Below are 21,047 nucleotides of genomic sequence, written 5' to 3' on the forward strand. Positions count from 1 at the left end.
TTGCACAGGGAACACAAATCTTTCGGTTTCCCAAAGGCACTCCCGCGATGAAATTCACGCTCTCTTGGCTCAAAGACCACCTCGACACTGATGCGTCTCTTGATGACATCCTCTATGCGCTGACCGACTTGGGTCTCGAAGTTGAGGGCGTCGAAAACCGTGCCGCAAAACTGGCTGATTTTACCATCGGCTACGTGGAAAGTGCTGAAAAGCATCCCGATGCGGACCGTTTGCGGGTGTGTCAGGTCAACACAGATGAAGGCATGAAGCAAATCATCTGCGGCGCCCCCAACGCGCGGGCGGGGATCACGGTCGTTGTGGCCAAACCAGGCGTTTACGTGCCGGGCATCGATACCACCATCGGCGTCGGTAAAATCCGCGGCATCGAAAGCTTTGGCATGATGGCCTCAGAGCGCGAGATGGAGCTGTCGGATGAACACGACGGTATCATCGAATTGCCTTCAGGTGACGTAGGGCAGCGTTTTGTTGATTGGCTGGCGGAACACGATCCCGCCAAAGTCGATCCTGCCATCGAAATCGCAATCACGCCCAACCGCCCCGATGCCCTTGGTGTTGAAGGCATCGCACGCGATCTGGCGGCACGGGGCCTTGGCACACTCAAATCACGTGACGTGGAATATGTGCCTGCCAGCTTTGCGTCGGACATTCAGGTCAGCATCGACGAGGACACGCGCGATGGCTGTCCGGTCTTTTATGGCCGTTTGATCAAAGGCGTGAAAAACGGCCCATCCCCGGCATGGCTTCAGGATATTTTGCGGGCAATCGGCTTGCGGCCCATTTCATTCCTTGTGGATGTGACCAACTTCTTCACCTACGACCGCAACCGCCCGTTGCACGTCTTCGATGCAGATAAAGTTGCAGGCAACCTGCGTGTGCACCGCGCCACAGGCAATGAAACGCTGGTGGCTTTGGATGAAAAATCCTATGCGCTGCAAGCGGGTCAAATGGTCATTTCCGATGATACTGGTCCCGAAAGCATTGCAGGTATCATGGGGGGCCTCGACACAGGCTGCACCGAAGACACTGTGAATGTCTTTGTGGAAAGCGCTTATTGGGATCCGGTTCAAATCGCCTACACAGGCCGCGCCCTCAAGATAAACTCGGACGCGCGGTATCGCTTTGAACGGGGCATTGACCCTGCCTTCACCTACGAAGGGCTGGAACGTGCGGTGCGTATGATCGTGGATCACGCAGGCGGCGAAGCCTCTGAGGTTGTTGTCGCAGGTAACGACCTGAACACCGCGCGGGCCTACAAGCTGGACGCAGCACGCGTGCAGTCTTTGGTGGGCATGGTTATCCCCGAAAGCACCCAGCGTCAGACTTTGACCGCACTTGGGTTCCGCTTGGAAGGTGACATGGCGCATGTGCCAAGCTGGCGGCCTGACGTGCAAGGTGAGGCCGATCTGGTCGAAGAAGTGGCGCGGATCGCGTCATTGACCAAGCTGAAAGGCGTGCCTTTGCCACGTTTGACGGATGGTGTGTCTAAGCCGGTCATGACACCTATGCAGCGTCGCGAACAAATGGCGCGCCGGACCGCTGCTGCTTTGGGCTACAATGAATGTGTAACATATACGTTCATCGACCAGGCCTCAGCGGCTTTGTTTGGTGGCGGCGATGACGCGACTATGCTGGAAAACCCCATCAGCTCAGATATGAGCCACATGCGTCCCGCGCTGCTTCCGGGGCTTTTGCAGGCTGCGGCCCGCAATCAGGCACGTGGATTTCAAGATGTTGCTTTGTTCGAAGTCGGCCCTGCATTTCATGGGGGCGAACCGGGCGAACAACACAATCTGGTGACTGGATTGCTGGTGGGCCGCACAAGCCCCAAAGATTTGCATGGCGCATCGCGCGATGTTGATGTTTTTGACATCAAAGCTGACGCAGAGGCCGTTTTGGCCGCAATGGGGGCGCCTGCAAAAGTGCAAATCATGCGCGGGGCACCCGACTGCTGGCATCCGGGCCGCCATGGCAAAATTTGCCTTGGTCCTAAAAAGGTGTTGGGTATTTTCGGGGAAATCCACCCGAAAGTACTGGCAGCGATGGACATCAAAGGCCCTGCAATGGGCTTTACCCTATGGCCGTCCGAGATTCCGTTGCCGCGCAAAGCCGGGGCCAACAAAGGCGCATTGACTATCAGTGACCTGCAAGCGGTGGAACGTGATTTCGCATTTGTTGTGGACGCGGACGTCGAAGCATTGACGCTGGTCAATGCCGCCGCCGGTGCCGACAAAGCGTTGATCGATGATGTGCGCGTGTTTGATGAATTCATCGGCGACAGCTTGGGCGAAGGCAAAAAATCCTTGGCCATTACTGTGCGTTTGCAACCAAAGGATGCCACGCTGAAAGATGCGGACATCGAAGCGGTTGGTGCAAAGGTGATTGAAAAAGTGACCAAGGCCACCGGCGGCGTGCTGCGCGGCTGACCCTTTCAAAACAGGAGACATGGCATGTTGAACGTATATCTTTCCGGTGAAATCCATACCGATTGGCGCGAGCAAATCACGCAAGGCGCAAGTGACCTTGATGTGGCGTTCAACAGCCCCGTAACGGACCATGCAGCGTCAGATGATTGCGGTGTGGCAATCCTTGGAAACGAACCGAACAAGTTCTGGCATGACCGCAAGGGCGCACAAATGAACGCTATTCGCACCCGCAAAGGGATCGAGGATGCAGATGTCGTGGTGGTGCGGTTTGGCGAAAAGTACAAACAATGGAACGCGGCGTTTGATGCGGGCTACGCTGCAGCACTCGGCAAATCCTTGATCGTGCTACACGGTGCGGATCACGCCCATGCGCTGAAAGAAGTCGATGCTGCCGCGTTGGCGGTTGCAGAGGACCCGGTCCAAGTTGTCCAGATCCTCCGCTATGTTTTGACAGGTGCGTTGCCCGCTTAACCGCGCGGCGGAATGGTGCGCCCTTTGACGACGGCGGGGCGGGCCAGAAAGCGATCCAGGTAGGCCACGACATTTTTGTGGTCATCCCACCCGACAAGATCTTTGGTTCCGTAAAAATCCAAAGCGGCCAGCCATGGTGCAATCGCGATATCTGCGATGGAATAGTCACCTGCGATCCAGTCTTTGCCGTCCAGTTCCTTGTCCAGAACCGCAAGCAGCCGTTTGGCTTCGTCAATGTAGCGCTGTTGAGGACGCTTATCTTCCCATTCGGATCCTGCGAATTTGCTGAAGAACCCCAATTGCCCGAACATCGGACCCAAGCCCCCCATCTGGAACATGACCCATTGGATGATCTTGGCTTTGTCTGCTGCGGTTTTGCCGATCAACTTCCCGGACTTCTCAGCCAGATAGATCAAAATCGCACCAGATTCGAACAACCCAAGGTGGGCGCCATCCGGGCCATCCGGATCAACAATGGCGGGGATCTTGTTGTTCGGGTTGAGTGACAGGAATTCGGGGCTTTTTACGTCTGCATCGGACAACGTCACTGTGTGCGCCTCATAGGGAATGTCCATTTCCTCGAGGGCGATGGACACTTTAACCCCGTTTGGTGTGGGGAAGGAATAAAGCTGCAAGACGCTTGCATCTTGTGCGGGCCACTTTTGGGTGATCGGGAATGCGCTAAGGTCGGTCATCGTGTTCTCCTGATGATTTATGAGACAAAACTAGTCAGTTTTCCCCGTAAAAACAGTCTTCAATAGGCGCGAAGATGTGCTAGGCCATGTGCGCAGGCGAACGTTTACAAAAAGACGACGGCCATTTCGACAAAACGAGGGAACTAAAATGCTTAAAGAATTCAAAGATTTCATTGCCAAAGGCAATGTCATGGACATGGCTGTTGGGATCATCATCGGTGCGGCCTTCACAGCGATCGTCGGGTCACTTGTTGCTGACTTGATCAATCCTATCATCAGCCTGTTCATGGGCGGCGTAGACTTTAGCGGCATGTATGCTTTGTTGGGTGACGGTGAATACGCATCTATCGCAGAAGCTGAAGAAGCAGGTGCCGCTGTGTTTGCCTACGGTCGTTTCATCATGGCCATCATCAACTTCCTGATCATCGCCTTTGTGGTGTTCATGCTGGTGCGCACAGTGAACAACATGAAGAAGAAAGAAGAAGCAGCGCCAGAACCGGAAGCACCAAAAGGCCCGACGCAAGAAGAGCTGTTGGCGGAAATCTTGGTTGCTTTGAAGAAGTAATGGACTTTTAAATGATCTACCGAAAGGCCCGCCGGACTGTCCTGCGGGCCTTTTACTTTATCCCAGAAGGATAAGGTTTGTATTGCCGGACCCCCGACGCAAGTCGTGTGTCTCAGCCAGCTCTGGGTCTGCATGCCAGGCCAGCGCCGCATCTGCATCCGGAAAACTCAGAACTGCGGCCATCGTTGGCGTGTCTTGGTCTCCGTCTAGGCGCGTGATGCTACCAGACGCTTGCACAACAGCCCCGCCATGTTTGGCCAGCGCTTGCGCTGCAACTTCGCGGTACTGCGCCAATCTGTCAGGATTGGTTAGGGATAATGTAAACACTGCGTGGATCGCCATTGGATCTTCCTTTTGTAATGTGATCCGAAAATAAGGCCCCGTCTTTATCTGCAAAAGTGCTCAACATTGCGCCTAAGATGTGCAAAAACAATCAGGCTATGACCGACTGGAATGATCTTAAACATGTCCTTGAGACTGTGCGCCAAGGCGGGTTAAGCGGCGCGGCGCGTGTCCTTGGCGTCAATCACGCCACTGTATCGCGACGGATCGCAGCACTTGAGGATGTGATGGGTGCACGCCTGTTCGACCGTCTGCCTCAAGGGTATGCGCCGACAGCCGCCGGCCTGGACGCGGCAAACGCGGCAGAAAAAATGGAAGCCGCGCAGCTTGATCTAAGTCGTACCCTTGCGGGGCGCGACCGATCGCTGAGTGGCCCGTTGATTATCACGGCCCCGTCGCTGGTTATTGAACGTGTGCTTGCGCCGATCCTTATGGCGTTTTCGCAAACCCATCCCGACATTGATATGTCATTGATTGCCAGCAACACGCCTTTGAACCTGGCAAGGCGTGAAGCAGACATCGCCTTTCGGATCGCGGATGAGCCAACGGAAACACTTGTCGGCACCCGGATTGGTCCCCAGAAGGCATGTGTTTATGCAAACAAAGAAATGGTTGCGGGTTTGGGGAACCCAAGCGTTACGACTTTGGATTGGGTGCGGTTTGCGCATTGGCCGGGCTTGCCCGTAGAAATTCGCAACGCTTGGCCAAAACGGCGTGTGACGGTTGTTGTCGACGATATGGTTGCAGCGATCGGGGCCACGCGTGCAGGTATGGGGGCCACGCGGATGCCATGTTTTCTGGGAGACAGTGATCCAAATCTCACGCGGGTGCCGGGGATTGCCCCTTTTGACTATCCTGCAATTTGGGTTCTGACCCATCCCGATGTGCGTGACGTACCACGCATAAAGGCTTTTATGGGGTTCGCAGCCATACACCTGCGTGCGATGCGCCCCAAATTTTTAGGGCGCATCGACGAAGCAACTTAGGCTTTCAATGCCAATTGCGGCGACAACACGTCTAGCCCCAAGGCTTTGCCAACAGCAAAATAAGTCAGCTTGCCTGCATGCACATTCAAACCAGCAAGCAGATGTGGATCATCTTCGCAGGCTTTGCGCCAGCCCTTGTCGGCCAGAGCAAGCATGAACGGCATCGTGGCATTGCCAAGGGCAATGGTCGAAGTTCGCGCAACGGCGCCCGGCATGTTGGCGACGCAGTAATGCATAACGCCATCCACATCATAAATCGGGTCCTGATGCGTGGTGGCGCGTGATGTCTCAAAACATCCGCCCTGATCAATCGCCACGTCCACAAGGGCAGCCCCCGGTTTCAGTTCGGACAATTGTGCGCGGCTGATCAGCTTGGGGGCCGCAGCGCCCGGGATCAACACAGCCCCGATGATCATGTCAGCTTCACGGGCCAATTCAATGGTGTTGCCTGCGCTGGCGTAGCTTGTTTTGAACTGCCCGCCAAACACATCATCGAGGTAACGCATGCGCCCCAAAGACCGGTCCAGCACGGTCACGTCGGCGCCCATGCCTGCCGCTATGCGTGCCGCATGCGTGCCAACCACGCCGCCACCGATGACAACCACACGTGCAGGACCCACACCTGGAACGCCACCCATCAACACGCCGCGTCCGCCGTTGGCTTTTTGCAAAGTCCATGCACCAACTTGAGGGGCCAAGCGACCTGCGACTTCGGACATCGGGGCCAACAACGGCAAGCCGCCCGCAGCGTCTGTTACGGTTTCATATGCGATGGCTGTGCAGCCTGATTCCAGCAGGTCGTGCGTTTGTTCCGGATCGGGGGCAAGGTGCAGGTATGTGAACAAAAGCTGGCCTTCGCGCAGCATTTTCCGCTCACCTGCTTGGGGTTCTTTTACCTTCACGATCATTTCTGCCGAGGCAAAGATTTCCTCTGCTGTAGCCGCGATTTCCGCACCTGCTGCGATGTAGTCTTCGTCCGGAAAGCCAGCACCTGCGCCCGCATTCGTCTGGATCACGACGGCATGGCCATGTGCGACGGCTTCGCGCGCAGCATTGGGCGTCATACCGACGCGATATTCTTGGGGTTTGATCTCTGTTGGGCAGCCGATACGCATGTGCGTTCCTCGTTGGATTTTTAAACTGCCTAATTCTTAGGCAAGTAGGTGCGCAAATTGATACGGAAGATTGGCCTTTTGGGTGGGGTATTGTCGAAGATTGTGTTAATATTATTCTGATTAATCGAAGGAATCTGCGTATATGAGCTTGGACACAACAGACCGTCGCATCCTGACTGTTCTGCAGCGGAAGGGGCGGATGTCGAATGCGGACCTGTCCGAAGAAGTGAACTTGTCAGCATCTGCGTGTCACCGGCGTGTGCAACGGTTGGAGACGGACGGGTACATAAAGGACTATGTTGCCTTGTTGGATGCGCGAAAGCTGGGCGTGCCGACAACTGTGTTCGTGGAAATTACGCTGCGGGGACAAGCGGATGACGTGTTGGACGCATTCGAGAAAAGTGTGCGCCGCATCCCTGATGTGCTGGAGTGCCACTTAATGGCGGGAACGGCTGACTACTTGCTTAAGGTCGTAGCCGAAAACACCGAGGATTTCGCGCGCATTCACCGCCAGCACTTGGCCCGCTTGCCCGGGGTGCAGGGGATGCAGTCCAGTTTCGCGTTGCGCACAGTGTTCAAGACAACGGCCTTGCCTGTTTAATTTTCGGGGTGTGGCGTGGCTTGCACCGGAACGGGGCCGTTGAAGGTGAGTGTCCGGTAAGGGAACGGGATTTCGATGCCAGCATCGTCCAAAGCGCGTTTGACGGTGGCAACCACTTGATCACGCGATTGACGCACATCCACAGGTTTTGATCCGGTCCACCACGTCACCTCGAAGTTGATGGAAGAATCCGCAAACTCTTGCGCAAAAATCTGGATCGGCTTGTCGTCTTGATGGACAGTGTCGCAAGTTGAGACGGCTTTGGCGATGACGTCCCGGGCTGCGTCGACATCCTCATCATAGGCGACACCGCAAATCACAGTGACGCGGCGGGTGTCCCAATCTGTCCGTACAACGACAGGGTTTTTGAACAGGATCGAATTGGGCACAATGACCAGCTGTCCGTCTGTGCGGCGGATATGGCTTTCGCGGATCGCAATATGCGTGACTTCTCCTTCAATGTCCTCACATTCGATGTGGTCGCCAATGCGCATCTCGCGGCGAAATAGAATGATGATTCCGGCCAGAAAGTTCTCGAACACGTCTTTAAAGGCAAACCCGATGGCGACAGATCCGATACCAAGACCGGTCAGGATGCTTGCAGGTGTCAAACCGGGAAACAGGACGACGGCGGCCACCATCAGACCAAATCCCCACACCAGCAAAGTGATCAGCAAAGAAAACAAGTCTTTGAGGCTTTGACGCAACTTCGTATGGGTCAGGGCGCGGTCAAAGATGAAATGTGCCAAGTGGTTGATGCCCCAAACCGCCACCAGCACGACGACTGCAACTGCAATTTGTGGGATCATTTCGATGCTGCCGCGCAAAATTTGCTTAAGCTGTTCGATCAGGATTTTGACAGGTTCCATGGGTTTCTTTCTGTTGGCCTACAGTCACAACGCATGGCGGTCAGAAAAGTTCACGGGAGGCGGAGAAAAAGAAAAACCCCCGCTGATGGCCCAGCGGGGGAGCTACGTCTACGCAACGGGCAGTGTTTACGCCATCAGGAACACATCCTGATCATGGGGAACAATGCACTCGTCCAGATCGAAATCGCGCAATTGATCCGAAACCATGGTCTCTGCAGCAACAAACGGTGCTGCCGCGTCTTGTGATGCGATAAGATCATTGTCCAGGGATGCTGGTGCTGTCGGGGCGACGGCACGCAATCTGAAGCTGTCCCAGTTTCCCCATTCGGTACCGTCGTGTGCCCTGATTTGCATATTCCCGCGATCGCCCACGCTGTCGGCTGTGATACGCAGGCTTTCAATGTCGTCGGCGTCGATGCGGTAGGTGCCGGGACCTTCAAAAGTGCGGCCGTCGATCTGGATTTTGAAATCGTCCAATGGGTTGCGCACCATGAACTGGGTCGGCGCATCACCATCTGCGTCGCGAAATTTTACAAGTTTGCCAGCGTCCAACCATTCATTGGGTGAAAAGGTCATACGGTTCAGCCACGCAACGGGGGGCATGTTGTCTTCGGGTTCCGGCTCCGGCGGCTGGGGTGTCATGCCGCCGTCAATGCGCACAGGCGCATCAGTTGCGGCAAAATTCTGGGTGACCATCACGGCATCATAGCCTTTGTAGTCGCCGCGTTCGATGCCGATGCCGATGACCTCAAAATCGGGGTTTAAAATGTTCGCTCTGTGTCCGGGGCTGTTCATCAAACCGGCATGCAGGTTGGCAACATCGTCTGAAATCCCTGTGCTTCCGCGCTCTGACTGCCAGGCTATGTTTTCGCCCCAGGTCCAATTCCCACTGAACTTGAAATCCGAATCCCGCATTCTGTCACCCGCGCTTGAGCCATTGCTGCCGGTGTGTGAAAAGACGTCGCGGTTTAACATCCATTCGCTGTGGTCTTCGCTGGATGTGTTCAGTCGTAATTCCAGCTGCAACGGGTCCAATCCACGGGATGTGCGTTCTTCGTTGATCAGCTCCAGCATCTGCCGCTCAAACAAACTTGCCTTAGACATTTGGTTCTCCATTGTTGTCTGTGTGCCAGTGCTACTGTCGTAGTTTGCAAGCTGGCCAGAGGATCGAGGAGATGGAACCGGAATGGGCTGATCCAAGCCCATTTCATCGTTCACCATCGGCAGCGTCCAGCCGTTTCGAAAAAGCGACCAAATCGGCTATTTCGCGCTGAAAGAACGCAGGTAACTGAATGCCCTGTATAACGCGGGCAAAAGAAAACCCCCGCCGATCACTCAGCGGGGGGTCTCAAATTTCCGACACTGCGGGGCTGACTTACATCATACCTTCGCGTTGTGCTTTCTTGCGTGCCAATTTACGGGCACGGCGGATCGCTTCGGCTTTCTCGCGTGCTTTTTTCTCGGACGGTTTCTCGAAATGTTGCTTAAGCTTCATTTCACGAAACACACCTTCGCGCTGAAGTTTTTTCTTCAGGGCGCGCAGCGCTTGATCGACGTTATTATCGCGAACACTAACCTGCATGTGGTTTTCACCACCTTTCTAGTTTGAAGTTGCAAGGATTTGCAGGAAGTTGGCCAATAGCAAACCAGACCTATATTGTCTAGTATGTAGCTTGGATTGCGCAGGAGAGTCCTATGACCACCCCCTATGAGACCACAAAATCGCAGCTTTTGGATGCCGCATTGATGCATGTCGCCTTTGATGGCTGGTCTGAAGCCACATTTCAGGCGGCGGTGCGGGATGCAGATGTCGAATCGGCGATGGCGCGGGCGGTGTGTCCGCGAGGGGCCGTCGACTTGGCGATTGCTTATCACAACCGCGGCGATGCGGTGATGGTTGAGCGGTTAAAAACAGAAGACCTAAGCGACATGAAGTTTCGCGACAAGATTGCAGCCGGTGTTCGTTTTCGGATTGAAGCTGTCACCGACAAAGAGGCGGTGCGGCGCGGCACCACTTTGTTTGCTTTGCCCACACATGCGGCGGATGGTGCGAAGCTGGTGTGGGGCACTGCGGATCATATCTGGACGACGCTTGGCGATACGTCGGACGACGTGAACTGGTACACAAAACGTGCCACATTAAGCGGTGTTTACAGCGCAACGGTTCTGTATTGGTTGGGTGACAACAGTCCCGACAACGCAGCCACATGGGACTTTTTGGATCGACGCATTGATGATGTGATGCAGATCGAAAAGATGAAAGCCCATGTGCGCGACAGCCCAACCCTTAGCAAGTTGTTGGCTGGCCCCAATTGGCTTCTAAGCCATATCAAAGCGCCGACGCGGATGCCAAATATTGATTTGCCCGGCAGTTGGACCAGCCCGCGTGACTAACTGCGTAGGGTGATCAACGTGATCCCCAACACCACAACGACAAACATGTTTGCTTGCGCCACGGCGTGGCCTGGCCCGACAACCACGACCGTGGCCAGTTTGTAGACGATTTGTAGTACAAACAACACAATGGCGATCTGGACTGCGGCGGGGCGTTGATCCATGGCGATCAGGGCAAGGGCATAGGCACTTGCGGCGCCGATGGTTCCATACAGACAGGCCAGTATACGACGGGCATCGCTGTCCGGACCGTAGGCTGCGTCCATGCCGGCATTGTTGGTGAGCAATGCGTAGGTCAGTGGGAAAACGATAAGGCAGTTTAACGTTAGGGCGAGGACGAGCATGGATGCTCCTTTGCGGCTTTGCCGTGGCAGATGCACCTGATACGCAGGGGGAAAGCGAAAGGATCACCCATGACCACCACAATGCGTGCGATAGAAATTACGAAACCTGGCGGACCAGAGGTCTTGCAGGAAACGACGCGGCCTATGCCTGTCGCAGACCATGGCCAAGTTGTTTTGAAAGTGGCGTATGCTGGGGTGAACCGCCCGGACGCTTTGCAACGCGCTGGCATGTATGCTCCGCCTCCGACGGCCAGCGACTTGCCCGGTCTGGAAGCATCCGGTGAAGTGGTCAGCGTAGGCGACGGTGTGAGTGGGCTGGCTGTGGGCGACAAGGTTTGCGCCCTGCTGCCGGGCGGAGGGTACGCGGAATATGTGGCGACCCCTGCGGCGCATTGTTTGCCTGTGCCTGCGGGCCTGTCGTTAAAAGAAGCAGCGTGCCTGCCCGAGACGTTCTTTACGGTATGGTCCAACGTCTTCACGCGGGGTGGATTAAAAGCAGGTGAGCGGTTTTTGATTCACGGTGGATCCAGCGGGATCGGTACGACAGCCATCCAATTGGCGCACGCCTTTGGCGCACGGGTGTTTGTGACAGCGGGCTCCGACGAAAAATGCGCAGCCTGTGTGGCGCTTGGGGCCGAGCGGGCAATCAACTACCGCGACGAAGACTTCGTGGCCGTCATGAAGGCTGAAGGTGGCGCCAATCTGATCCTTGATATGGTTGGTGGGGATTACATTCCGCGCAACGTAGCCACTTTGGCCGAAGACGGGCGTCTGGTGCAGATTGCATTCTTGCAAGGGCCAAAGGTGGAACTGAACTTTGCGCTGATGATGATGAAGCGATTGACGATCACAGGCAGCACCCTGCGTCCGCAAAGCGACCTTGCGAAAGCGCGTATTGCCCAGGATCTGGCAGAGGCTGTGTGGCCCCTGATCGAGGCCGGCAAAGTGAAGCCCGTGATGGACGAGACATTTGATTTTGCAGATGCCGCGAAGGCACATGCGCGCATGGAAAGCTCCGCGCATATTGGGAAAATTGTTCTAAGCGTTGCTGGCGGCTGAAACGTCCAGACAATTTGGTACTTTGAAACACCGTAGCCCGTCTTAAGCGTCAAACCTTAGGGCGGGTGTTTTTCTTTGTTGCTTGTTCACCCAAGGAAAAGCGCAATGCATGTCCGGGGTCCGGCGTAAACTTGCGCCTTTGAAAATTACCCTTGCGAATCATGTCCCATATGAGACATATGTGTCTCATGAAGGCACTTAAACTCACAACCGAACAAGCAATCATCGAAGCCGGTTTTGCCGTGTTCAGCGCAAATGCCGGGGCATCGATGGCCGACGTTGCCAAGCATGCCGGTGTCGGGCGGGCGACATTGCACCGGCATCATCCATCCCGTGATGCGCTTCTGAACACGCTTGCCAAAACAGCATTGACCGAACTTGATGCTGTTGTTGTGCAGGCCACCGAAAACGCCACAAGCTACATGCAAGGCTTGGAATGGGCGCTGGGTGCAATCCTGCCTTTGGCCAACCGACAGTTGTTTCTTGCAACTGCAATTTTTGAAGCAGACGCTGCATTGCAAGAAGCATACGCAGCTGAAGATGCAAGCCTGCTCAACGACATCGACAAGGCCAAAGCGGAAGGTGGGTTTGACCCCAATCTTCCAACCGCCTGGATTGCCGAAGCCTACACACATTTAATCTATGCCGCCTGGAAGCTGGTTCAGGATGGCGCCGCAACCCCAAATCAAGCAGCCGCTTTTGCGTGGCGCACACTTTTGAAAGGCAATGGCCCATGACATCCGAGACATTGGCACAACTCTCGACCCAGATTGATAACGTATTCTTTGTGCTTGGCGCATTGATCCTGTTGATCGAAATCGCTGAGACGCTGTTTAAAGGGTCCCACAAAGGCAGAACTTTTGCTGAGATGTTGGTGAGCGCATCAACACAGATCCCGTCCATTCTGGTGGAGGTGACCATTCTAACCGCGGGCTACGGGGCCTTCTTTGTGCTGTCCGACGCGTTTGTGCCTTGGGTTATGCCCATCACGTGGTGGAGCGTCGCGTTGGTCGTACTTGCAGCAGATATCGTATACTACTGGGAACACCGCATCGCCCATCAGGTGCGCTTGCTGTGGACGCAGCACGCGGTTCATCACTCTTCGCGCGATTACAACATCATCACCGGTATTCGTTTTGGTCCCTTGGAAGGGCTGTGGTCATTGATTGCGCATTTGCCGTTGGTTTTTGTCGGCTTCCCACCGCAACTGATTTTCTTCGGACTTGTGGTTGTGCTGGCGTATCAGACTTGGATTCACACAGAAACCATCGGCAGGTTAGGCCCGCTGGATCGTATCTTTAACACACCCTCAAACCACCGTGTGCATCACGGATCAGATGATAAATATCTGGATCGCAACTACGGTGGTATTTTGATCGTGTGGGACCGTTTGTGGGGGACATTCCAAGCGGAAGAGGAAACACCGCGCTATGGGTTAAAACGCGATTTCGATAGCCGCAATCCTTTGCGGGTGTGGTTTTCAGAGCTTCCGGGCCTGATGCGTGATGTCAAATCGGCCCAAACATGGGGGGACGTCTGGGGGTATTTGGTGAAAGCGCCAGGCTGGAAGCCGGGTCATTCACCGGACCGGAGTGAATAACGCATCTTTCATTTTGCAATCACGCACCACATCTTGGCCGCAAGGCACAGGTTTCAAATCCCGACTTAGGCAAATGCGCGCTTCCTGAATATGTGATTGTTTGCAGGTGATGGTCACGCCGTCCGGTTCCAGCGTGGGGTTCGCTTTCAAGAACGCGTCTTCGACAACAGAGGCTGGCAGTTTCACGTCTTTGGTCAGCTTGCGGAACACCTCCGGACGGGTCACGGTCGCGTAAGCTTCGCGGGAAAGGGCATAATACTGTGCGGCACTTAGACCTGTGCAGGTGCCGTGCTTTTTCCACTGATGCCAAGCCAAGCCGCCGGTGCCCATAATGTCTGCCATGGCGTTTGTCATGCCGCGTGACGGGGGGCGTTCCGCTGTGCGGCAGTAAGACGGGAAACCGCGGTGGAATTGCGGCCACAGCCCATGCAGGATCCACCCATGATCGTGGCGTGCTTCGCATTGTGGCGAATTTCGGGAATCGCCTTCAAGGGCGCACCAGTTGGGCGACCAGCTTAGCGCCATGACATAGTAATCAAACTGCCCCGCTTTTTCGCCCTCTGATAGCGCAGGCAGTGTCGCCGTCATCCAGATCAGAAACGCTGTCAGATACCTGTGCATATGGGTCTTTCCTTATTGCTTGGTCCCGACTATATACGCTTCAAGTTCCCCTACAATGGAAACCGCCTTGACCGCCAAGGCAGCCTATTTCAGGCAACGGGGAAGATTTGGTTGACGATATGCGTAAGGAGCATGTGACATGGCAAAACCGATTATGGCGAAAGCCACGGCTGTTTGGTTGGTAGACAACACAACAATCAGCTTCAAACAGATTGCAGACTTTGTTGGCATGCATGAACTTGAAGTGCAGGGCATTGCAGACGGTGACGTCGCTGCGGGTGTCAAAGGTTTTGATCCGGTGACGAACAACCAGTTGACCCAAGACGAAATCGACGCCGCGCAAAACAGCCCGCTGCACAAACTTGCGTTGAAATTCAACGCTGCAGCGCAAGGTGAAGAAAAACGTCGCGGCCCGCGTTATACGCCACTGTCCAAACGTCAGGATCGTCCGGCGTCCATCCTGTGGCTGGTCAAGTTCCACCCCGAATTGACAGATGGCCAGGTCAGCAAGCTGGTTGGTACAACCAAGCCGACGATCCAAGCCATCCGGGAACGCACGCATTGGAACATCGCCAATATTCAACCTATTGACCCGGTCGCATTGGGTCTATGCAAGCAATCTGAATTGGACGCCGCGGTCCAGAAAGCCGCTGCCAAGAAAGCCGCTGCGGGCGAAGTCATGACAGACGATGAGCGTCGCAAGTTGGTGAGCACTGAGCAATCTCTGGGCATGGACGCGGAACCCAAAATCCCGACTGCTATCGAAGGTCTTGAGACGTTCTCGCTATCGGACGACACATCCGATGATGAAGATGACAACACATCCGGTTTGGTTGATGCTGACAGCTTCTTCAACCTGCCGTCAGGTGGCGGCGACGAAGACGAACAGCCCTAATCTGTTATTGGGACACGAAACCTAGATTTTTGCAGGGTTTGGCTTGGGGGCGTTTAGCCCTATGCGTTCAAGCTCTGCAAAAAGATCTGCCCTTTTTAGTGGCTTAGGTAAAAAACCATCCATCCCCATGCGGCAATAGTTGCGCCGCGCGTCGTCAAGCGTATTGGCCGTAAGCGCAATGACCTTGGGGCGCAGAACATCCTTGGGCAGGTTTTGCATTTTGTCAAAAACCACTGTTCCGTCCATGTCCGGCATTTTGATGTCCAGCAACAAGACGTCCTGATCCGAAGCTTTCATCGCCTCAAGCGCCGCGGTTCCGCCCGAAACAATTGTCACCTCAGCCTGTGTGGAATTAAGAAATTTCTCTACGATGTACCTGTTTGCGGGGGTGTCGTCAGCGGCCAGAATGCGCCAACCCGTCAGGTCAGGTGTCTTGTTGTCTTGCACAGCTTGGGATGATGCGGCGGGCGCTACACGTGTACATGGTAGGGTCAAAACAAATTCTGATCCTTTACCGATTGTGCTACGAACTTTCAGTGTTCCACCCATTGCCGTTACCAAACCATGTGAAATGGACAGACCCAATCCTGTCCCCATAGCTGCGCGGGCATGTTCGTCGTCGACTTGACTGAAATCGCGAAACAATTGCCCCATTTCGTCGTCGGTCATGCCCCGCCCGCTGTCGGCCACGATAACTTCCAGAATGGGCAGGCCCCTGTTGTTTGGCATCAATGTCGTTTTGACCACCACGCTGCCTTGGTCGGTGAACTTGATGGCGTTTGAAACCAGATTGGACAATATCTGTCCGATCCGTAACCGATCCATTGAAATGGTCAAAGCTTCATCGTCGGGGCGAAATTCGCAGCGCAATTCCAAATGCTTTTGTTGGGCGTTGGCCTGAAACAACGCGACAGTGTGCCTTACAACATTGCGTAAATCCACCGGGGCATAGATCAGTTGCATTTGCCCGGCTTCAATTTTCGCTTGATCCAGAATGTCATCCAGAATGGATTTTAGGCTTTCGCTTGTGTCAATCAGGATGTTTGCCTGATGTAAGTCATCTTGGGTTTTGGCCTGACTGCGTTGAAGTTCTGCAATCCCCATAATTCCATTAAGAGGCGTTCGAATTTCGTGGCTGATGGCTGTCATAAAACGCGTTTTGGCTTTTGCGGCTTCCGTGGCTTCGTGCTGGGCTTTGTTTTTGGCCCGCATAACGGATCTGGCTTTGTAAATAACCATGATGGAATGCAAGCTTAGGATAAGTAGCCCGGCCAGTCCTGCCCATTGGTGTTCGGTGCTTTTGGTGAAATGCATTGTGATGGCGGATGCAATACACACGGGAACTATGAGGCACCCGTAGCTTAGGGCGATACTGCCGACGCCGACCAAAAGAGGCTGGGTCATGCAGCCAACGATAACCATAAAGCCCATCATGACAGCGGTCGGCGATGAGTGCGTGACCAAGAACAAGGCGAGGCTGCAAAATGAGAATGCGGACAAGATATTGAGGGACGCCCAAACCCCATAAAGTTTTAATGAAAAATGTGCTTTGCTGATCCGAACACAGGCAATTTCGGCAACCTCTGCCACAATGATGGCAATGGCGACCACTGCAATGACTTGCCACTTTAAAAAGTAGCTGGAAAGCGCAAAGGTCGCGATAATTGCAGATGTACGGGCAATAAAATCAGCCTGAATGGCTGCAGCACCCGCTGCCATATCCTGTTCCAGCATTTCTGTTAATCGGGTCAAGGTCATCATGTGACCGAACTACAGCCGACTTCTTAAAAGGAGGTTATGGCCGGTAGACTAAAGTGACTTCCGCGCACGCATCGCTGCCGATATCGTGCCGTCATCGAGGTAATCCAGCTCACCGCCAATGGGCACACCTTGGGCCAAAGACGTCAACTGAACCTGCCCCTCCAATTGGTCAGCAATATAATGGGCTGTTGTTTGACCGTCGATGGTCGCGTTCAGGGCCAAAATGACTTCGGAAATGCCTTCGGCTTGCACCCTATTCATTAATTTCGGGATGCGCAGTTCGCTGGGCCCCACTGCGTCCAGGGCTGACAACGTGCCACCCAAAACGTGATATCGGCCTTTGAACACGCCGGATCGTTCCATGGCCCACAGGTCTGCCACGTCTTCCACCACGCAAAGTTCACCGTTTGCACGCTTTTCTGACGTACATAAATCACACACATCCAATGTGCCAACATTGCCGCAGTTCAGACATTCTCGTGCTGTGGCTGCGACGGTTTGCATCACATCGGCCAAGGGGGTCAGCAACAAGGCACGTTTGCGGATCAAGTGTAGGACGGCGCGGCGTGCGGACCTTGGACCAAGGCCCGGCAATTTCGCCATCAATTCGATCAAGGCGTCAATGTCTTTGGTGCTGCTCACTGTGCAACCTCATTGGGGGTCGGGATACGGTCCACAGTGAAACCAGCTGCCCTGAGGCCTTCAACCATGCCTGTCTTGGCGGGCAGATGCCAAGACCCAATCGCGATGAAAACGCCCCCATGTTTCAGTTCAGGCAAGGCGGCTTCCAAAAATTGACGATTGCGTTCCACCAGAAGATACGCGTCAACACGATCTATAAGAGACGCGCCTGCGTTGTGTCCAAAAAACGCCTGTGCGGCGTTGCGTTCCCACATCATGGCAGCGCCGTTGCGGCCTTGAAGGTATAAAGCATAGCTTGTGGCGCGGGCGGTGTCCGGGGCAGCAGGATTTAGTGTCGCGCCGTATAAGTTGATTAAATCAAATGCCAATCCGCGGTTTTCCGTTTTGTTCAGATGTTCAAGAAATGCGTCTTGGGTCTCCAACCCCAAAATTTTCGCCCCCGCAATTGCACCCAAAGTTTGGATCAGGCTGTCTTGGGTGGGATACGTGCCTGTCGCAAAATCGGAACAGGGATCGTTCAGCATGATTTCTGCTAGACCGGTGGGTGTGATCCATTCCACAGCATCCGCCCCCCAGCCGATCCCGTCTAGACGCGCTTTTAACCATGCCAGGATACGCAGATCAATTTCCGTGTAGACCTCGGATGCTTCTTCGCCCGGCTCGCGCAGAATGTCCAAGCCAGACTGGACCTGTTCCATTTTCGTGCGTGAACGGAAGACGAAATCGGTTTCCAACGCAACAACGCGCGCAGCGGCTATGGCATCGCGCACAGATTGTGGCAAATCCAGCAGCTTGGGATCGTTGGAATGGTTGGTGCCCCAAAGATGGGAAACCTTACCGTCGGCAGAGGTTATTTTCCAGAAATTACCAACGCCATTGGGCAAGGCCGCGCCATCACTGATCAGCGCGTCCAAGCTGGCGGGCGCTACGGCCGCATCATGCAGGGCCACGGTGTCTACCTGACAGGCCTCGTATGTGAACCAATCCTGAGCCGACACCGAAAAGGCCAGCGCCGACAGCAGCGCCCCTGCTATGGCCGCGCGGATCAGAATGGTAGCTTCATGTCTTTTGGCAGACCCAAACCATCGGTCAGCTTGGTCATTTCCGCTTCGGCCTTGGCCGCCGCTTTGGCTTGCGCGTCTTTGATGGCGGCCAGGATCAGATCCTCAACCACTTCTTTTTCGTCACCGTTGAAGATGGACGGATCGATGTCCAGCGCCTTCAGGTCTCCCTTGGCGCTGGCTGTGGCCTTCACAAGGCCGGCACCAGATTCGCCCACAACCATGACATTATGCAGATCGTCCTGCATTTCTGCCATCTTGGTTTGCATTTCTTGGGCTTTTTTCATCATGCCGGCCATATCGCCAAGCTGGCCAAGTCCTTTGAACATCGCGTGTCTCCGTTTGGGTCAAAGCCGCGTGCTGCGCGGCGAGGTATACAGTATCGTTGCAATACATATCGCAGCGACAACCAGAATGAACAAGGCCGGCGAACCGACGCAGCCTTCAAGGGTGGCTTGTTGTTGCAAGGCGTCCCCTGCGCCAACCATTGACACAACCGACACCCAAGCGGCCCATGCGACAGTGATGCCCAATCCGCCCCACTTGCTGCGAAAGCGCAATACAAGGGCCGTGGCGACCAGCAGCACCAAAGACGGCGGCGTGCCGAACAGGGCGATCATTTCGGCGAAAGCGGTGGCAGGTGTGCCGGGCACCCACTGGGGGCGGACCTTGTCGCAGACTTCGGCCAGCGCAGAAGTGGGCAGCGCCGCCAAAATTAATCCTCTTCGAAGGGATCCCATTCGTCTTCCACTTCTGGCAGGGCATCTTCGTCGGCCTCTGCGGCTATTTGTTCAGCGGTGCGGATGGCTGTGATCTTTGCACCGGGAAATTGGGTAAAAACGGCTTGCACCATCGGGTGATTTTCGGCTTTCGCTTGCAATTCCAAGTCAGCGGCGTCGCGAATTTCGGCGATGGTCTTGGCACCGCCTTCATTGACGATGGTAACAGCCCAGCGGTTGCCCGTCCAAAGTTGCAGCTTCGCGCCAAGCCGTTGGGCCAGATCGCGGGGCGCCGTCGGGGTGGGCACAAATTCGATGCGCCCGGGCTGGTAAGAGGCCAGTTGCAGGTCGGTTTCCACATCCACCAGCAGCTTGCCATCGCGGTTGATGCGGATCAGTTCGACGACATGCTCAAACGTTGGAAACCGGGCGAGGGCCGCATCTGCATCGACAGCAACAGCGGCCATTGTGCCACCACTGCCGGGCTGCGCGGGGGCAGCTGTGGCCGCGTAAGCTGCCGTGGCTGATTGTCCCCCTTGGCCCCCTTGGGGCGCACCTGCATTGCCGCCGCCATTTGAAGGGGCTGAAGGCGGCGAGATACCGTTCAGCTTGCGCACCAGCTCTTCGGGGCTGGGCAGGTCGGCCACATGGGTCAACCGGATGATCGCCATCTCTGCGGCCATCATGGCGTTGGGGGCTGCGGCCACTTCGTCCAATGATTTCAGCAGCATCTGCCACAGGCGTGTCAAAACGCGCATGGGAAGGTTTTCGGCCATGGCCAAACCGCGGGCACGTTCATCTGGCGATACGGTGGGGTCTTCGGCCGCATCCGGTGTGATTTTGACGACGGACACCCAATGGGTGATTTCCGCCAGATCGCGCAAGACAGCCATTGGGTCCGCGCCGTCTGCATATTGACCCGAAAGCTCTGTCAACGCAGCAGCGGCGTCACCGCGCAGCACCATGTCGATCAAGTCCAATACGCGGCCCCGATCGGCCAAGCCCAGCATCGCGCGCACCTGATCCGCGGTGGTTTCGCCCGCGCCATGGCTGATGGCCTGATCCAGCAAGGACGTCGCATCGCGCACGGACCCTTCGGCGGCGCGCGTGATCAAAGCCAGCGCATCATCCGCGATTTCAGCGTTTTCCGCCGTGGCGATCTTGCGCATCAGGGCAATCATCACTTCGGGTTCAATGCGGCGCAGATCAAAGCGTTGGCAACGCGAAAGAACCGTGACAGGCACTTTGCGGATTTCGGTGGTGGCGAAGATGAATTTGACGTGGGCGGGCGGCTCTTCCAGCGTTTTGAGAAGCGCGTTGAAGGCCGAGGTGCTCAGCATGTGCACCTCATCGATGATGTAGATCTTGTAGCGGGCCGACGCGGCGCGGTAATGCACTGAATCGATGATTTCACGGATGTCGCCAACGCCGGTGCGTGATGCGGCATCCATTTCCATGACATCGACATGGCGGCCTTCCATGATGGCGGTGCAATGTTCGCAAACGCCACACGGATCGGTGGTTGGGCCACTTGTGCCATCGGGGCCGATGCAATTCATGCCCTTGGCGATAATGCGTGCTGTGGTTGTTTTGCCGGTGCCACGAATGCCTGTCATTACAAAGGCTTGGGCAATGCGGTCTGCCTCAAATGCGTTGCGCAGGGTGCGCACCATGGCATCCTGTCCCACCAGATCGACAAAGGTCTCTGGCCGGTACTTGCGGGCCAGAACCTGATAGGCAGGAGCAGGGGTGTCAGACATCAATTGGCTTTCTGTGGATTCGTCACAAACAGAAGGTAATGCGCCCCGCGCTGAACGTCCACAGCGGCAAGTGTTGTTCGGGAAGTTGAAACAGTTCGTTTCG

24 protein-coding genes are annotated in these 21,047 nt (G+C 55.3%); 10 read left to right on the forward strand and 14 right to left on the reverse strand.

The window, feature by feature from the left end; all coding sequences use genetic code 11:
• Positions 1–47: 47 nt before the first annotated feature.
• Together pheT and ASD8599_RS02980 are read left to right on the forward strand one after the other, a co-directional pair.
• Complete coding sequence (gene pheT, locus ASD8599_RS02975) at positions 48–2,444, forward strand: phenylalanine--tRNA ligase subunit beta (protein WP_108827158.1); 2,397 nt, start codon at positions 48–50, stop codon at positions 2,442–2,444.
• Positions 2,445–2,468: 24 nt separating this feature from the next.
• Entirely contained in the window at positions 2,469–2,915 is a 447-nt protein-coding gene (locus ASD8599_RS02980) for a YtoQ family protein (RefSeq protein ID WP_108827159.1), read from the forward strand.
• Here the strand turns inward: ASD8599_RS02980 and ASD8599_RS02985 are convergent.
• Entirely contained in the window at positions 2,912–3,610 is a 699-nt protein-coding gene (locus ASD8599_RS02985) for a glutathione S-transferase family protein (RefSeq protein ID WP_108827160.1), read from the reverse strand. The two genes, ASD8599_RS02980 and ASD8599_RS02985, sit on opposite strands and share 4 nt — an antisense overlap.
• 148 nt (positions 3,611–3,758) lie before the next feature.
• On the opposite strand from ASD8599_RS02985, the gene mscL reads away from it, so the two are divergent.
• Positions 3,759–4,175, forward strand: a complete 417-nt coding sequence (gene mscL / locus ASD8599_RS02990; RefSeq protein WP_108827161.1) for a large conductance mechanosensitive channel protein MscL — start codon at positions 3,759–3,761, stop codon at positions 4,173–4,175.
• A gap of 57 nt (positions 4,176–4,232) precedes the next feature.
• On the opposite strand, the gene ASD8599_RS02995 is transcribed toward mscL, so the two are convergent.
• Positions 4,233–4,517 (reverse strand): DUF1330 domain-containing protein, encoded by a 285-nt coding sequence (locus ASD8599_RS02995; protein WP_108827162.1) that lies wholly within the window; start codon positions 4,515–4,517, stop codon positions 4,233–4,235.
• Positions 4,518–4,615: 98 nt separating this feature from the next.
• Between ASD8599_RS02995 and ASD8599_RS03000 the strand changes: the two genes are divergently transcribed.
• Positions 4,616–5,503 (forward strand): LysR family transcriptional regulator, encoded by an 888-nt coding sequence (locus ASD8599_RS03000; protein ID WP_181364392.1) that lies wholly within the window; start codon positions 4,616–4,618, stop codon positions 5,501–5,503.
• On the opposite strand, the gene ald is transcribed toward ASD8599_RS03000, so the two are convergent.
• Positions 5,500–6,618 (reverse strand): alanine dehydrogenase, encoded by a 1,119-nt coding sequence (gene ald / locus ASD8599_RS03005; RefSeq protein ID WP_108827164.1) that lies wholly within the window; start codon positions 6,616–6,618, stop codon positions 5,500–5,502. The genes ASD8599_RS03000 and ald overlap by 4 nt on opposite strands.
• 142 nt (positions 6,619–6,760) lie before the next feature.
• Here ald and ASD8599_RS03010 point away from each other — a divergent pair, with 142 nt between their 5' ends.
• Positions 6,761–7,219: an Lrp/AsnC family transcriptional regulator gene (locus tag ASD8599_RS03010; RefSeq protein ID WP_108827165.1), complete on the forward strand. Its 459-nt coding sequence runs from the start codon at positions 6,761–6,763 to the stop codon at positions 7,217–7,219.
• Here ASD8599_RS03010 and ASD8599_RS03015 read toward each other — a convergent pair.
• The 3 genes from ASD8599_RS03015 to rpsU form a co-directional block, all read right to left on the reverse strand.
• Positions 7,216–8,088, reverse strand: coding sequence for a mechanosensitive ion channel family protein (locus tag ASD8599_RS03015; RefSeq protein ID WP_108827166.1), 873 nt, complete (start codon positions 8,086–8,088; stop codon positions 7,216–7,218). The two genes, ASD8599_RS03010 and ASD8599_RS03015, sit on opposite strands and share 4 nt — an antisense overlap.
• A gap of 126 nt (positions 8,089–8,214) precedes the next feature.
• The gene (locus ASD8599_RS03020; RefSeq protein WP_108827167.1) at positions 8,215–9,192 is read right to left on the reverse strand and encodes a CAP domain-containing protein; all 978 of its coding nucleotides are present in this window, start codon (positions 9,190–9,192) and stop codon (positions 8,215–8,217) included.
• Between the two features lie 271 nt (positions 9,193–9,463).
• Positions 9,464–9,670, reverse strand: a complete 207-nt coding sequence (rpsU, locus tag ASD8599_RS03025) for a 30S ribosomal protein S21 (protein ID WP_007118112.1) — start codon at positions 9,668–9,670, stop codon at positions 9,464–9,466.
• Between the two features lie 113 nt (positions 9,671–9,783).
• Between rpsU and ASD8599_RS03030 the strand changes: the two genes are divergently transcribed.
• Positions 9,784–10,482 carry a COQ9 family protein gene (locus ASD8599_RS03030; RefSeq protein WP_108827168.1) on the forward strand — a complete coding sequence of 233 codons (699 nt, stop codon included), beginning with the start codon at positions 9,784–9,786 and terminating at the stop codon, positions 10,480–10,482.
• Here the strand turns inward: ASD8599_RS03030 and ASD8599_RS03035 are convergent.
• Entirely contained in the window at positions 10,479–10,826 is a 348-nt protein-coding gene (locus ASD8599_RS03035) for a hypothetical protein (protein ID WP_108827169.1), read from the reverse strand. The genes ASD8599_RS03030 and ASD8599_RS03035 overlap by 4 nt on opposite strands.
• Positions 10,827–10,895: 69 nt before the next feature.
• Here ASD8599_RS03035 and ASD8599_RS03040 point away from each other — a divergent pair, with 69 nt between their 5' ends.
• The 3 genes from ASD8599_RS03040 (at position 10,896) to ASD8599_RS03050 (ending at position 13,485) form a co-directional block, all read left to right on the forward strand.
• The gene (locus tag ASD8599_RS03040) at positions 10,896–11,885 is read left to right on the forward strand and encodes an NAD(P)H-quinone oxidoreductase (RefSeq protein WP_108827170.1); all 990 of its coding nucleotides are present in this window, start codon (positions 10,896–10,898) and stop codon (positions 11,883–11,885) included.
• Between the two features lie 188 nt (positions 11,886–12,073).
• Positions 12,074–12,622: a TetR/AcrR family transcriptional regulator gene (locus ASD8599_RS03045; RefSeq protein ID WP_108827171.1), complete on the forward strand. Its 549-nt coding sequence runs from the start codon at positions 12,074–12,076 to the stop codon at positions 12,620–12,622.
• A complete protein-coding gene (locus tag ASD8599_RS03050; RefSeq protein WP_108827172.1) occupies positions 12,619–13,485 on the forward strand; it encodes a sterol desaturase family protein in 867 nt (288 codons plus the stop codon). The genes ASD8599_RS03045 and ASD8599_RS03050 overlap by 4 nt, the downstream gene beginning before the upstream one ends.
• Here the strand turns inward: ASD8599_RS03050 and ASD8599_RS03055 are convergent.
• Positions 13,465–14,106: a ribonuclease T2 family protein gene (locus ASD8599_RS03055; RefSeq protein ID WP_108827173.1), complete on the reverse strand. Its 642-nt coding sequence runs from the start codon at positions 14,104–14,106 to the stop codon at positions 13,465–13,467. The two genes, ASD8599_RS03050 and ASD8599_RS03055, sit on opposite strands and share 21 nt — an antisense overlap.
• Positions 14,107–14,245: 139 nt before the next feature.
• Between ASD8599_RS03055 and ASD8599_RS03060 the strand changes: the two genes are divergently transcribed.
• Positions 14,246–15,001: a DUF1013 domain-containing protein gene (locus tag ASD8599_RS03060; RefSeq protein WP_108827174.1), complete on the forward strand. Its 756-nt coding sequence runs from the start codon at positions 14,246–14,248 to the stop codon at positions 14,999–15,001.
• A gap of 21 nt (positions 15,002–15,022) precedes the next feature.
• On the opposite strand, the gene ASD8599_RS03065 is transcribed toward ASD8599_RS03060, so the two are convergent.
• From ASD8599_RS03065 to ASD8599_RS03090, 6 genes are read right to left on the reverse strand one after another with little or no spacing between them, the layout of a single operon-like run.
• A complete protein-coding gene (locus ASD8599_RS03065; protein ID WP_181364393.1) occupies positions 15,023–16,759 on the reverse strand; it encodes an ATP-binding protein in 1,737 nt (578 codons plus the stop codon).
• Between the two features lie 51 nt (positions 16,760–16,810).
• On the reverse strand, positions 16,811–17,404 hold the full coding sequence (recR, locus tag ASD8599_RS03070) for a recombination mediator RecR (protein ID WP_108827176.1): 594 nt from the start codon (positions 17,402–17,404) through the stop codon (positions 16,811–16,813).
• Positions 17,401–18,402, reverse strand: coding sequence for a TraB/GumN family protein (locus tag ASD8599_RS03075; RefSeq protein WP_181364394.1), 1,002 nt, complete (start codon positions 18,400–18,402; stop codon positions 17,401–17,403). Before ASD8599_RS03075 ends, recR begins: the two co-directional genes overlap by 4 nt.
• A 47-nt stretch (positions 18,403–18,449) precedes the next feature.
• Entirely contained in the window at positions 18,450–18,794 is a 345-nt protein-coding gene (locus ASD8599_RS03080; protein WP_108827178.1) for a YbaB/EbfC family nucleoid-associated protein, read from the reverse strand.
• A gap of 18 nt (positions 18,795–18,812) precedes the next feature.
• On the reverse strand, positions 18,813–19,178 hold the full coding sequence (locus tag ASD8599_RS03085; RefSeq protein WP_108827179.1) for a hypothetical protein: 366 nt from the start codon (positions 19,176–19,178) through the stop codon (positions 18,813–18,815).
• Between the two features lie 2 nt (positions 19,179–19,180).
• On the reverse strand, positions 19,181–20,944 hold the full coding sequence (locus tag ASD8599_RS03090; protein ID WP_108827180.1) for a DNA polymerase III subunit gamma/tau: 1,764 nt from the start codon (positions 20,942–20,944) through the stop codon (positions 19,181–19,183).
• Positions 20,945–21,047: the final 103 nt, after the last annotated feature.

The organism is Ascidiaceihabitans donghaensis, assembly GCF_900302465.1.
Taxonomy (GTDB): Bacteria; Pseudomonadota; Alphaproteobacteria; order Rhodobacterales; family Rhodobacteraceae; genus Ascidiaceihabitans; species Ascidiaceihabitans donghaensis.

Excerpts from the sequence above, each read along its gene's own strand:
- pheT (WP_108827158.1), top strand. The coding sequence starts at position 48 with ATGAAATTCACGCTCTCTTGGCTCAAAGACCACCTCGACACTGATGCG.
- ASD8599_RS02980 (WP_108827159.1), top strand. The coding sequence starts at position 2,469 with ATGTTGAACGTATATCTTTCCGGTGAAATCCATACCGATTGGCGCGAG.
- ASD8599_RS02985 (WP_108827160.1), bottom strand. The coding sequence starts at position 3,610 with ATGACCGACCTTAGCGCATTCCCGATCACCCAAAAGTGGCCCGCACAA.
- mscL (WP_108827161.1), top strand. The coding sequence starts at position 3,759 with ATGCTTAAAGAATTCAAAGATTTCATTGCCAAAGGCAATGTCATGGAC.
- ASD8599_RS02995 (WP_108827162.1), bottom strand. The coding sequence starts at position 4,517 with ATGGCGATCCACGCAGTGTTTACATTATCCCTAACCAATCCTGACAGA.
- ASD8599_RS03000 (WP_181364392.1), top strand. The coding sequence starts at position 4,616 with ATGACCGACTGGAATGATCTTAAACATGTCCTTGAGACTGTGCGCCAA.
- ald (WP_108827164.1), bottom strand. The coding sequence starts at position 6,618 with ATGCGTATCGGCTGCCCAACAGAGATCAAACCCCAAGAATATCGCGTC.
- ASD8599_RS03010 (WP_108827165.1), top strand. The coding sequence starts at position 6,761 with ATGAGCTTGGACACAACAGACCGTCGCATCCTGACTGTTCTGCAGCGG.
- ASD8599_RS03015 (WP_108827166.1), bottom strand. The coding sequence starts at position 8,088 with ATGGAACCTGTCAAAATCCTGATCGAACAGCTTAAGCAAATTTTGCGC.
- ASD8599_RS03020 (WP_108827167.1), bottom strand. The coding sequence starts at position 9,192 with ATGTCTAAGGCAAGTTTGTTTGAGCGGCAGATGCTGGAGCTGATCAAC.
- rpsU (WP_007118112.1), bottom strand. The coding sequence starts at position 9,670 with ATGCAGGTTAGTGTTCGCGATAATAACGTCGATCAAGCGCTGCGCGCC.
- ASD8599_RS03030 (WP_108827168.1), top strand. The coding sequence starts at position 9,784 with ATGACCACCCCCTATGAGACCACAAAATCGCAGCTTTTGGATGCCGCA.
- ASD8599_RS03035 (WP_108827169.1), bottom strand. The coding sequence starts at position 10,826 with ATGCTCGTCCTCGCCCTAACGTTAAACTGCCTTATCGTTTTCCCACTG.
- ASD8599_RS03040 (WP_108827170.1), top strand. The coding sequence starts at position 10,896 with ATGACCACCACAATGCGTGCGATAGAAATTACGAAACCTGGCGGACCA.
- ASD8599_RS03045 (WP_108827171.1), top strand. The coding sequence starts at position 12,074 with ATGAAGGCACTTAAACTCACAACCGAACAAGCAATCATCGAAGCCGGT.
- ASD8599_RS03050 (WP_108827172.1), top strand. The coding sequence starts at position 12,619 with ATGACATCCGAGACATTGGCACAACTCTCGACCCAGATTGATAACGTA.
- ASD8599_RS03055 (WP_108827173.1), bottom strand. The coding sequence starts at position 14,106 with ATGCACAGGTATCTGACAGCGTTTCTGATCTGGATGACGGCGACACTG.
- ASD8599_RS03060 (WP_108827174.1), top strand. The coding sequence starts at position 14,246 with ATGGCAAAACCGATTATGGCGAAAGCCACGGCTGTTTGGTTGGTAGAC.
- ASD8599_RS03065 (WP_181364393.1), bottom strand. The coding sequence starts at position 16,759 with ATGACCTTGACCCGATTAACAGAAATGCTGGAACAGGATATGGCAGCG.
- ASD8599_RS03080 (WP_108827178.1), bottom strand. The coding sequence starts at position 18,794 with ATGTTCAAAGGACTTGGCCAGCTTGGCGATATGGCCGGCATGATGAAA.
- ASD8599_RS03090 (WP_108827180.1), bottom strand. The coding sequence starts at position 20,944 with ATGTCTGACACCCCTGCTCCTGCCTATCAGGTTCTGGCCCGCAAGTAC.